Source organism: Roseateles sp. (assembly GCF_036486225.1).
Classification (GTDB): domain Bacteria; phylum Pseudomonadota; class Gammaproteobacteria; order Burkholderiales; family Burkholderiaceae_C; genus Roseateles.
In genome coordinates this window covers 1-8,816 of the sequence record NZ_DASVNZ010000406.1, presented here as the reverse complement: position 1 = coordinate 8,816, position 8,816 = coordinate 1, and the positions used below count along the sequence as shown (strand labels likewise).

Sequence of the window (8,816 nt, the reverse complement as noted above, 5' to 3'; positions counted from 1 at the left end):
CTGGGCGTCAACGCGCTGTATGAATTCGCGCCGCTGTGGATGCTGCAGCAGGCGGGCCTGGACAGCCGCGGGATCGCGCTGGTCACGGCGGTGCAATGCGCGGCGATGACGGCGGCCAGCATCTTCGCGGCACGCATCGGTTCGGGGCCGACGCCGCTGCACCGGGCGGCGCGTTTCGCGGTCGTCGCGGCCATCGGGTTGCTGGCGCTGAGCCTGGCGCCCTCGTGGATGGGTCTGGCCTTGATCCCGTTGCTGGGCATTCCGCTGTCGTTCTACAACGCGCTGATGCCGGCCTGGATGTCGGACCGCTTCGCGGCGTATGGCCAAGGCCGCGTGATGGGCCTGCTGACGACGGTGTTCTGCCTGTCCAACACCTTGATCGCGCTGATCGGCGGCGCGCTGGGCATGCTGTCGGCGCGCTGGATCATGCTGCTGGGCGGGGCGATGTGTCTGGGAGCGGCGATCGGCTTCATCCGTTTCGCGAGGCGCCATTCATGAGCCAGGGCAACGAGGACCGGCTGCTGTTCGAGCTCAAGAGCCGCGGCCCGCAAGCGGCGGCGGCGCTGGCCGCGACCGTCGCCATCACGCCGATGGGCGCGCACAAGCTGCTCGCGCGGCTGGCGGGGCAGGGCTTGGTCGAGGCGCAGGACGACCAGCGCGGCGAGGCCGGACGGCCGCGCAAGCTGTGGTCGCTGACGGCGGCGGGGCATGGGCGGTTTCCGGATCGGCATGCCGACCTCACGGTGCAGCTGATCCAGCAGGCGCGCGCGGTCTTCGGCGAAGCGGGGCTGGATCAACTGATCCTCGCCCGTGAGCGTGACAGCGAGCTGCGCTACCGCGCGGCGATCGATCGGTGCCGGACGACCGGCGACCGCGTGCGCGAGCTCGCGCGGCTGCGCGCCGAAGAGGGCTACATGGCGCGCGCCGAGCGCGTCGGCAAGGACTGGCTGCTGGTGGAAGATCACTGTCCGATCTGCGCGGCCGCGCAGAGCTGTCAGGGCTTCTGCCGCTCGGAGCTGGCGCTGTTCGAGCGCTGCCTGGGGCCTGGCCTCACCATCGAGCGCACCGAGCATCTGCTCGCCGGCGCGCGGCGATGTGCCTATCGGATCAGCGCGGTGTAGGTCACGAGACGATGTACGCCGCTGCCCCCGTTGCCAGCAAACGTCCCTGTTCATCGGTGAAGGCCATGCGCGTGTTGGCGACGCGGCTGCCCAGCCGCATCACTTCGGCCTCGCAGCGGAACAGCGCGCCGATCGCCGGACGCAGATAGTCCACGCGCAGGTCGATGGTGCCGAGCTTGGCGAAGCGCTGCAGCCGCTGCTGCGGCGGTTCATCGAGGTGGCGTGCGCCGATGGCCGCCATCACCGCCAGGCCGCCCATCGAATCGAGCGTCGCGCTGATCACACCGCCGTGCAGCCGGTTGTGGGCGTAGTGCCCGACCAGCTCCGGCCGCATGGGGATGTGCGCCCGCACGATCTCGTGCTGCAGTTCGTCGATCTTCACGCCGAGCACCTGGTTGAAGGTGATCAGCTGCTCGAAGATCTCGCACAGCGCGGTGGTGAACTCGGGCTCGAAAGGGCTCTTCACGTCGGTCATGGGCGCGGACCATAACGCAAGGCCGCGCGTCGCAGGAGAGCGCTCGCCCTAATCCGGATGAACGCCACTCGCATCGACTCGCTTCGCATCGAGTCCCGCCGCAGTTGCCGTCTCAGTCCACGCGCGCCCCTGACGCCTTCACGATCGGCTCCCATCGGGCGATGTCCTGCTTGAGCATCGCCGCCAGCGCGGTCGGTCCGCCGCTGAGCGGCTCCACGCCCAAGGCCTTGAGCTTGGCGAGCGCGTCGGGCGCGTTCATCACCAGGGTCACGTCGTCGGCCAACTGCTTCGTGATGGCGTCGGGCGTGCCATGGAGCGCGAACAGTCCGACCCAGAGTTCGCCCGCGAATCCCGAGATGACCTCGCCGATCGCGGGCACGTCGGGCAGCGCCGAGGACCGTTTGGGCGAACTCACGCCCAGCGCGACCAGCTTGCCGGCGCGCACGAACTCGAGGCAGGACGGCAGGCTCGCGAAACCGACGCTCACCTGACCGCCCAGCATGTCGGTCAACGCCGGCCCGACGCCCTTGTACGGCACGTGCTCGAGCTGCAGTCCGGCGGAGCGGTTGAGCATCTCGCCCAGCAGGTGGTTCAGCGAGCCGTTGCCCGCCGAGGCGTACTGGTAGGACGGGCTCTTCGCCTTCGCCGCGGCGATGAAGCCCTTGAGGTCCCTGGCCGGGAAACTTGGATGAACGACCAGCACGTTGGGCACGACACCGATCGGCGCGATGGGATCGAAGTCCTTCACCGGGTCGAAGCCGGTGCGCCGGTACAGCGCGGGGTTGATCGCCTGTGTGCTGCTGATCGTCAGCAGCAGCGTGTAGCCGTCCTTGGGCGCGCGGGAGGCGAGTTCCGTGCCGATGTTGCCGCCCGCGCCGGCGCGGTTGTCGATGTTGAAGACCTGCCCGTATTTCTCGGTGAGCTTCTGCGCCAGGATGCGGCCCACCGCATCGTTCGTCCCGCCCGGGGCCTGCGGCACGACGATGGTGACCGGCTTGCCGGGATACCCCTGCGCGCGTGCCGCGGGCAGGACCGCGCTGAGCGCCGTGAAGGCGCAGAACTCTCGTTTCGTCAGCATGACCTTGTCTCCTGTTATTGTCTTTGAAAGTCGTCAGGCGAGGGCATTCAGCCCTCACCGGCGGGATCGAGCCCGGCCTCGATGAGCAGGGCCTTCGCGCGCAGCACCACGGGCTTGTCGATCATCAGATCGCCGAGCTTGGTCGCGCCGAGTCCGTCGCGATCCGCGACGTCGAAGGCCGCGACGATCGCGCGCGCCTGGGCGATCTGCTCGGGCGTGGGCGTGTAGCAGGCGTTGATCGCATCGACGAATTTCGGATGCACGACCACCGCGCCGCGGAAGCCGAGCATGCGGGCCTCCTGCAGAAGACCCTCGAATTCCTCGACGCTGCCGAGGTTGGCGATGGAGCCGACGAAGCCCACCGGCAGCACGCCGGCCGCGCGTGCCGCATACAGCACCATCAGGCTGGGCGTGAGCAGCGCCTGTGGTGTCGGCAGGCCGCCGACATCGAGCGAGAAATCCTCGCTGCCAAGCATCATCGAATGCACGCGCGGCGACGCGGCCGCGATGTCGTGGAGCCTCGGCAGCGCCGCGGCGGACTCGATCTGGAGCAGGAAGCGGACCTCGCCCGCAGGCAGGCCCGCCGCACGTTCGAGGTCGTCGACGATGCCGGCCAGCAACTGCACATCGCGCGCATGCTCGACCTTTGGCAGCACCAGCAGGCGCAGCCCCGGTGACACGGCGGCGCGCAGGTCGTCGACGGCGGTATTCAGCGAGCCGTTGATCCGCACCGCGGCGACCTTGCCCCCGGCATGCACGCGGTCGATCGCGGACGCCACGCCGGCGCGGGCGGCCGCCTTCCGGCTCGGATGCACGCCGTCCTCGAGGTCCAGGATCACGACGTCGGGCGTCTTGTTCAACGCGCTCTGCAGCAGGCGTTCGTTGTCGGCCGGGACGAAGAGGTAGGAGCGATAGGGGTGATAGGCGCGGCCGCTCATCATTGATCCTTCAACCACTTGTCGTTGTCCTGGCCGAGGGCCGGCGCGGGCCGGCGCACGGGCGGCCGCGCGCCGTTGATCTTGAACGGCACGGCGTGCACGGACACCGTGCGCCCGTCCGGCGTGGGCGTGTCCAGCAGCAGCTCGCGCTCCTGGATGTAGGGGTGCGTGAGCAGGTCCTCGATGTCGCAGACCTCGCCGGCGGTGATGTCGCGATCCTCGAAGAAGGCCAGCGCCTCGGCGAGCGTGAGCGTCGACAGGTGCCCCTGGATCAGATCGTCGAGCGCATCGATGTTGGCGAGCCGCGCCTCATGCGTGGCGAAGCGTTCGTCCTTCAACGCGTCGGGGTGCCCGATGCCCGCGAAGAGGCGCTGCAAGGTGCCCGCCATGCCGGCGGACAACGCGACCCAGCGTCCGTCCTTGGTCGCGTAGACGTTGCGCGGCGCGTGGGTCGGCGAGCGGCTGCCGGAGCGCTGCGTGGCCTGGCCGGTGAGCTGGAATTCCGAGGCCTGCGGGCCGAGCATCGAGAACAGCGGCTCGAAGAGCGAGAGATCGATCTCCTGGACCGTGGGCGACGGATTCGCGCGCTGACGAAGCAGCGCGGCGAGCGCGGCCGTCGATCCATGCAAGCCGGCCACTGAATCGGCGAGCGAGAACGGCGGCAGCACCGGCGGCCGGTCCGCGTGGCCGTTCATCGCGGCGAAGCCGCTCATGGCCTCGATGAGCGAGCCGAAGCCGCCTTTCTTCGCGAACGGGCCGGTCTGGCCCCAGCCGGAGATGCGGACCACGATCAGCTTCGGATTCAAGCGCTGCAGCGCGTCGTAACCCAGCCCCATCTTCTCCAGCGTGCCGGGCCGGAAGTTCTCGACCAGGATGTCGGCGCGCGCGATCAGCGATCGCAGCGAGGCCATGCCCTCGTCCGAGCGCAGGTCCAGCGCGACGCTGTCCTTGTTGCGGCTGTACTCCAGCCAGTAGGTGCTGACGCCCTGGCGCTGCCAGGCGCGCAGGTCGTCGCCGCGTTCGGGCGACTCGATCTTCACGACCGCGGCGCCGAGGTCCGCGAGCACATGCGTCAGCACGTTGCCCGACACCAGCCGCGACAGGTCGATCACGAGGACGTCCGACAGCGGCTGGCGCTCGTCGGGGAGGGACTGCTCAGAACTCATGGAGGCGCTTCCTTTCATGGAAGCAGCCTACGGACGCGCGCCGTCGCTGGGAAATACGGATGTCGGTTAGGCGCTAGCCGGATCCGGACTAGCGGCGTCGCCTCGCTCGCCCCACGAAGATCCCGACGAAGACCCGCACGATCGCCCAGCCTTGCAAGCTTGCTGAAACCTTCCGCCGCCCCGGACGGCCATACTCGGGCTCCTGACGGCGGGGCGGCTCTTGAGCTCCCCGCGCTTGACGCATTCCTCGGGCCCGCACGGCGGGCCACTTTTTCGCTCGGGAACAACAATGAGTCGCACTCACGTCGATCCGCCAACCGCCCTCCGGATCGTGCGCAAGCTCTTCACGGCTTGCCTGCTCTTCATCGGCCTGGTTGCCGGCGGCACGGCGAGCGCCGCGGAAGCCGACGTGCGGCGCGTGTGGCAGATCCTCGACTACCTGGCCGTCGACTACGCGGGCGCGGTGCAGGACGGCAAGATCGTGGCGCAGTCCGAGTACGACGAGATGCGCGAGTTCGCGCAGACCGCGCACGACAAGATCGCGGCCTTGGAGGACAAGCCCGAACGCGCCGCGCTGCTGCGCGAGAGCGAAGCCCTTCAGGCCGAGATCGCCGCCAAGTCCGATGTCGCCAAGGTCGGCGGCCTGGCCAAGGCCTTGGCGAATCATCTGATCGCGGTCTACCCTGTCCCGCTCGCGCCGACGGCGCTGCCCGACCTGAAGCTGGGCGCTTCGGTCTACGCGGCGAATTGCGCGGCCTGCCACGGCGCGTCGGGCAACGGCGACGGCCCGTTGGCCAGGCAGCTCGATCCCCGGCCGATCGCGTTCACCAACCACGAGCGGGCGCGCCAGCGCAGCGTGTTCGCGCTGTACCAAGCGGCCAGCCAAGGGATCGCGGGAACGGCGATGCCGGCCTTCGGTCAGCTCTCCGAAGAGGATCGATGGGCGGTGGCGATGTATCTGGGCACCTTCGCGCACGACGACAAGCAGCGCGAGCAGGGGCAGCAACTCTGGCAGGAGTCGCAGAAGGTCCGCGACGAGGTGACCGGGATGGATCACTTCGTCCGTCTCACGGAAGCCGAACTCGCCACCTCGCTCGGTGAAGACCAGGCCACCGCAACGATGGCCTACCTCCATGCGCATCCCGAGGCGCTGGTCGCGCCTCGCGGGAACCGCCTCACCCTGGCGCGAGAGCGATTGCATGAGAGCGTCGCTGCGTTCAAGGCCGGTCATCCCAAGGAGGCCGCCGAGCTCGCGTTGTCGTCTTATCTGGACGGCGTCGAACCCTACGAGCAGGCGCTCGCTGCGCGTGAGGGCGCGCTGAAGGACCAGATCGAAGTGGCCATGGGCCAGTACCGCTCGCTGATCGCGGCCCAGGCGCCGGTTTCGGAAGTCGAAGCGGCCGGGACCCGCATCGACGGACTGTTCAACGACGCGGACCACGTGCTGGCGGCCTCCGGCGCCGATGCGACGGCGGCGTTCTTCGGCAGCCTGACGATCCTCCTGCGTGAAGGCATCGAGGCGCTGCTTGTCGTCGTCGCGATGATCGCGTTCCTTCGCCAGGCCAAACGTCCGGACGTGCTGCCGTATGTCCATGCCGGCTGGATCGGCGCACTGGCCGCGGGCGGCGTCACCTGGGCCATCGCGACCTACGCGGTCTCGATCAGCGGCGCCAACCGCGAGGTCACCGAGGGACTGTCGAGCCTGTTCGCCGCCGTCGTGCTGCTGAGCGTCGGCGTCTGGATGCATCAGAAGAGCGTGGCCGGCCAATGGCAGGCCTACCTGCGCGAGCGCATGTCCGCGGCGCTGGGGCGCCGCTCCGCCTTCTTCATGTTCGCGCTGGCCTTCGTGGCGGTGTACCGCGAGGTCTTCGAGACCATCCTGTTCTACGCGGCGCTGTGGGGCCAGGGCAATGACGGCGCGATCCTGGCAGGTCTGGGTGTCGGCGTGCTCGGCCTGGTGCTGATCACGGTGCTCCTGCTGCGCTACAGCGCGCGGCTGCCGATCGGCACGTTCTTCTCGGTGAGCTCATGGCTGGTGGCCGTCCTGGCGGTCGTGCTGACCGGCAAGGGTGTCGCCGCGTTGCAGGAAGCGGGCTGGATCGCGCCGAGTGCGTTGTCCGCGCCGCGCCTGGAACTGCTGGGCATCTATCCGTCGGTGATCGGCCTGACGGCGCAGGCGCTCGTGCTTCTGCTGGTGCTGGGCTTCTTCCTGCGCAATGCCAAGGCGAAGCCCGCGAGCGCGGGACGATGAGCGCAGGACGATGAACGCGATGAGGGCGATGAGGGCGATGAGGGCGATGAACGCGATGAGGGCGATGAGGGCGATGAGGGCGATGAGGGCGATGAGGGCGATGAGGGCGGTGATTCAGGGCAGGACCGGCTGACCTGCCAGCGTCGCCGGCCACTGCCCGGTCAGCACCAGCTCCCGGATCACCTCGTCGACGAGATCGCTCACCGCGCGCGCCGCGGGCCCCGGCGAGCGGGTCAGCGCGAAGCAGCTGCAGATGGTCCGCCGGATCTCGGGATCCCGGATCACGGCCTGGCGCAGCTGGCCCTGTCGCAGTTCTTCGCTGACGGAGCCCGGCGAGAGGATCGTGTACGCGAGGCCGGCGGCGACCGCCGTCTTCACGGCGGGCAGCGAGTCGATCTCGGCCACGACGTCGAGGTCGACGCCGTTGGCGCGGCAGGCGGCGTCGATGATGCGCCGCAGGCCGTGCTCGGTGTTGGGCAGGATCATGGGCAGGCGGCTCAGCTCGCGCAGCGGGACCTCGCGCGCCATCGGCGGTGTTCCGGCGCCCGCGGCGCCCGCAGCACCCACGAGGACCAGTTGTTCCGTCAGCAGCTGCCGTTGCGACAGCCACGGCTCCTGTCGGTCCTCGAAGAGGATGCTGAGTTCCAGCCGCCCCGTCTGCAGCCATTCGCGCAGGAAGCCGCTGTGGCTTTCGACGATGCGCAGCCGCACCAGCGGCAGGCGCGCGCGCACCAGGCGCAGCAGCGGCACCGTCGCCGCCAGCGCGACGGTCGTGGGCAGGCCCAGGATCACTTCGCCGGTGAGGTGCTGTCCGTCGGCCAGCACCGAGGCCTTGGCGGCCTCGAGCTCGGCCAGTACCTTGCGCGCGTGTTCGACGAAGCGGCGGCCGTTGTCGGTCAGCGCCATGCCGCGGCTGGAGCGGACGAACAGCGTCGCGCCGAGTTCCTCCTCCAGCGCGACGATGTGCTGGCCCAGCGCCGGCTGCGCCAGATGCAGCAGCTTGGACGCCTTCAGCAGGCTGCCGGCGTCGGCGACGCCGATCAGGTACCTCAACTGGCGCAGTTCCACGAATCGATCTCCGGTGATGCGGACGTTCCCGACGGGAAGGGGACCGTCGCACGATACCTTCGCACCACGGCGATGTGCGCGAGCTGCGGTCTTGCGCCGCTGCGCCCATCGCGCGCCGACGGCCTTGGCACAATGCGCGGCATGAGCGACACGACCTCTCCCGCACCAACCGCCGCGACCTCCGCAGCGACGGACACCGTCCGCCCCGACGGCTTCCTCCGCGTGAGCGCCGCCTTGCGCGCGCTGTCCCACGAACACGAGCCGCGCTGGCTCGAGGTCTCCGCGCGCAGTTCGCAGGAGGCGGCCGACGCCCTCGGCGTCGCGCTGGGGCAGATCGCCAAGAGCGTCGTGTTCAAGCGCAAGGCCGACGGCGCCGCCGTGCTGGTGATCGCCTCCGGCGACAAGCGCGTCGACGAGCGCAAGCTCGAAGCCCACACCGGCAAGCTCGGTCGCGCCGACGCCGACTACGTGAAGGCACGCACCGGTTTCTCGATCGGCGGCGTGTCGCCGCTGGGCTTCCAGCCGGTGGAGGAGGGCGCCCACCCGCAGCTGTTCATCGACCAGGAGCTGTTCCGCTTCGACGCGATCTGGGCTGCGGCCGGCCATCCGAACGGCGTGTTCCTGATGACGCCGCAGCAGCTCGTCGCGCTGACCGGCGCGCCGGTGATCGAGGTGGCGCAATCGTGAGCACATCGACCTTGATGCCTGCCACCGCAGAG

Annotated in this window: 9 protein-coding genes; 4 read left to right on the top strand and 5 right to left on the bottom strand. The window is 69.5% G+C overall.

The window, feature by feature from the left end; all coding sequences use genetic code 11:
* Together VF536_RS26380 and VF536_RS26375 are read left to right on the top strand one after the other, a co-directional pair.
* Nucleotides 1-498, top strand: a 498-nt coding sequence (locus tag VF536_RS26380; protein WP_331617917.1) for an MFS transporter, incomplete at its 5' end; no start/stop codon positions are given.
* Nucleotides 495-1,121 carry a MarR family transcriptional regulator gene (locus tag VF536_RS26375; RefSeq protein ID WP_331617916.1) on the top strand — a complete coding sequence of 209 codons (627 nt, stop codon included), beginning with the start codon at nucleotides 495-497 and terminating at the stop codon, nucleotides 1,119-1,121. The genes VF536_RS26380 and VF536_RS26375, both read left to right, overlap by 4 nt.
* A 1-nt stretch (nucleotide 1,122) precedes the next feature.
* On the opposite strand, the gene VF536_RS26370 is transcribed toward VF536_RS26375, so the two are convergent.
* The 4 genes from VF536_RS26370 to VF536_RS26355 all read right to left on the bottom strand — a co-directional run bounded on the left by VF536_RS26370 (nucleotide 1,123) and on the right by VF536_RS26355 (nucleotide 4,778).
* On the bottom strand, nucleotides 1,123-1,596 hold the full coding sequence (locus VF536_RS26370; protein ID WP_331617915.1) for a thioesterase family protein: 474 nt from the start codon (nucleotides 1,594-1,596) through the stop codon (nucleotides 1,123-1,125).
* 112 nt (nucleotides 1,597-1,708) lie between these two features.
* Complete coding sequence (locus VF536_RS26365; protein ID WP_331617914.1) at nucleotides 1,709-2,674, bottom strand: tripartite tricarboxylate transporter substrate binding protein; 966 nt, start codon at nucleotides 2,672-2,674, stop codon at nucleotides 1,709-1,711.
* 47 nt (nucleotides 2,675-2,721) lie between these two features.
* A complete protein-coding gene (locus VF536_RS26360) occupies nucleotides 2,722-3,612 on the bottom strand; it encodes a CoA ester lyase (protein ID WP_331617913.1) in 891 nt (296 codons plus the stop codon).
* Nucleotides 3,612-4,778 carry a CoA transferase gene (locus VF536_RS26355; RefSeq protein WP_331617912.1) on the bottom strand — a complete coding sequence of 389 codons (1,167 nt, stop codon included), beginning with the start codon at nucleotides 4,776-4,778 and terminating at the stop codon, nucleotides 3,612-3,614. The genes VF536_RS26360 and VF536_RS26355 overlap by 1 nt, the downstream gene beginning before the upstream one ends.
* 289 nt (nucleotides 4,779-5,067) lie before the next feature.
* Between VF536_RS26355 and VF536_RS26350 the strand changes: the two genes are divergently transcribed.
* Nucleotides 5,068-7,029, top strand: coding sequence for an FTR1 family protein (locus VF536_RS26350; RefSeq protein ID WP_331617911.1), 1,962 nt, complete (start codon nucleotides 5,068-5,070; stop codon nucleotides 7,027-7,029).
* A 114-nt stretch (nucleotides 7,030-7,143) separates the two neighbouring features.
* On the opposite strand, the gene VF536_RS26345 is transcribed toward VF536_RS26350, so the two are convergent.
* Nucleotides 7,144-8,097: a LysR substrate-binding domain-containing protein gene (locus tag VF536_RS26345; RefSeq protein WP_331617910.1), complete on the bottom strand. Its 954-nt coding sequence runs from the start codon at nucleotides 8,095-8,097 to the stop codon at nucleotides 7,144-7,146.
* Between the two features lie 141 nt (nucleotides 8,098-8,238).
* Between VF536_RS26345 and VF536_RS26340 the strand changes: the two genes are divergently transcribed.
* Nucleotides 8,239-8,784, top strand: coding sequence for a YbaK/EbsC family protein (locus VF536_RS26340; RefSeq protein WP_331617909.1), 546 nt, complete (start codon nucleotides 8,239-8,241; stop codon nucleotides 8,782-8,784).
* Nucleotides 8,785-8,816 lie beyond the last annotated feature (32 nt).

Bases quoted from the DNA above. Each gene is read 5' to 3' on its own strand.
- VF536_RS26340 (WP_331617909.1), top strand. From the start codon at position 8,239: ATGAGCGACACGACCTCTCCCGCACCAACCGCCGCGACCTCCGCAGCG.
- VF536_RS26355 (WP_331617912.1), bottom strand. From the start codon at position 4,778: ATGAGTTCTGAGCAGTCCCTCCCCGACGAGCGCCAGCCGCTGTCGGAC.
- VF536_RS26365 (WP_331617914.1), bottom strand. From the start codon at position 2,674: ATGCTGACGAAACGAGAGTTCTGCGCCTTCACGGCGCTCAGCGCGGTC.
- VF536_RS26350 (WP_331617911.1), top strand. From the start codon at position 5,068: ATGAGTCGCACTCACGTCGATCCGCCAACCGCCCTCCGGATCGTGCGC.
- VF536_RS26375 (WP_331617916.1), top strand. From the start codon at position 495: ATGAGCCAGGGCAACGAGGACCGGCTGCTGTTCGAGCTCAAGAGCCGC.
- VF536_RS26370 (WP_331617915.1), bottom strand. From the start codon at position 1,596: ATGACCGACGTGAAGAGCCCTTTCGAGCCCGAGTTCACCACCGCGCTG.
- VF536_RS26360 (WP_331617913.1), bottom strand. From the start codon at position 3,612: ATGAGCGGCCGCGCCTATCACCCCTATCGCTCCTACCTCTTCGTCCCG.